1 protein-coding gene is annotated in these 1,660 nt (G+C 64.3%); it reads left to right on the top strand.

Annotated features, from left to right (window positions below; genetic code table 11):
• Positions 1–119 precede the first annotated feature (119 nt).
• The gene (locus ACXMYJ_RS29015) at positions 120–1,523 is read left to right on the top strand and encodes an IS1380 family transposase (protein ID WP_235880822.1); all 1,404 of its coding nucleotides are present in this window, start codon (positions 120–122) and stop codon (positions 1,521–1,523) included.
• Positions 1,524–1,660 lie beyond the last annotated feature (137 nt).

The following is a 1,660-nucleotide window of genomic DNA, read 5'->3' on the forward strand; positions in this document are numbered from 1 at the left end:
CCTCGATCCACCGATGTATCGGCTGGTCGCAGGGTGTCGGAATGAGGAAAGTGCCCTTTGAACTGGGAAGATTGGTGTTCTCTACGCACTAATCAGTCCAGGTCAGAAAGGCACTTCCGGTGAAAGTGTCCCATAGTTTCGCTGTGTCGTCGGCGGTCTTCGATGATGACCATCTCGTGTCCTGCGCTGGATTGGTCCCGGTGATGACCCTGGCGGCCCAGACTGCCTTGCCGCAGCTATTACGTGACAAGGTGGTCATTGCCGAGCCGAGGATCAAGTCCGGGGCGGCCAACCCGGCACCGAAGCTGAGCACAGTCATCGCGGGCATGTGTGCCGGTGCGGACTGCATTGACGATCTCGACCTGGTGCGGGCAGGTGGGATGAAGACACTGTTCGGCGGCGTGTATGCACCCTCGACCATCGGAACTTTGTTGCGCGAGTTTACTTTCGGACACGCCCGCCAGCTCGAATCGGTTTTGCGCGAGCACCTGGCCGGACTCTGCGCGCGGGTCGATCTGTTGCCTGGCGCCGACGAGCGCGCGTTCCTCGACATCGACTCACTGCTGCGTCCGGTCTATGGCCACGCCAAACAAGGTGCTTCCTACGGACACACCAAAATCGCGGGCAAGCAGATCCTGCGCAAGGGCCTGTCGCCGTTGGTCACCACGATCAGCACCGCCACGAGTGCGCCGGTGATCACCGGCGCCCGGTTGCGAGCCGGGAAGGCCAACTCCGGCAAGGGTGCGGCCCGGATGATCGCCCAAGCCGTCGCCACCGCCCGCACCGCCGGGGTCACCGGCCAGATTGTGGTGCGCGGCGATTCGGCCTACGGCAACAGCACCGTGGCCACAGCCTGCCGCCGCGCCGGTGCCCAGTTCTCGTTGGTGCTGACCAAGACCCGCGCCGTCGCTGCAGCCATCGAGTCCATCGACGAGAGCGCCTGGATTGCAGTGGAATACCCCGGAGCGGTCCGTGATCCCGACACGGGAGCCTGGATCTCCGATGCAGAAGTCGCCGAGACCACCTACACCGCCTTCACCTCCACCGACAACCCGATGACCGCCCGGTTGATCGTGCGTCGGGTCAAAGATGCCCGCTTTCCTGATGCGCTGTTTCCGGTGTGGCGGTATCACCCGTTCTTCACCGACACCGACGAACCCACCGTTGCGGCCGACATCACCCACCGCCGCCACGCGATCATCGAAACCGTGTTCGCCGACCTGATCGATGGACCCCTGGCTCACATGCCTTCGGGACGTTTCGGAGCGAACTCGGCGTGGATCCTGTGCGCCGCGATTGCCCACAACCTGCTGCGCGCCGCCGGCGTCCTGGCCGGTGGAGCCCACGCAGTCGCCCGGGGCGCCACACTGCGCCGCAAGCTCATCACCGTCCCCGCACGCCTGGTCCGACCGCAACGCCGACCCCTTCTGCACCTACCGAGCCACTGGCCCTGGGCTGACCACTGGCTTACGCTGTGGCGCAACATCATCGGCTACGATCCACCTCTACTGGCCACAGCCTGACCACCTGGCCGAATAGGCCCCTACCGGAGCGCACAGGGAAAAGCTGGGCAGACCAGCGGTTACGTCACGCTCACAAGCCCACCAAACGACAACCAGCCATGGCAGACACATCAATCACTCAAGTCCACGGATCGAGG

The sequence above is a fragment of the Mycobacterium sp. ZZG genome (assembly GCF_054786995.1).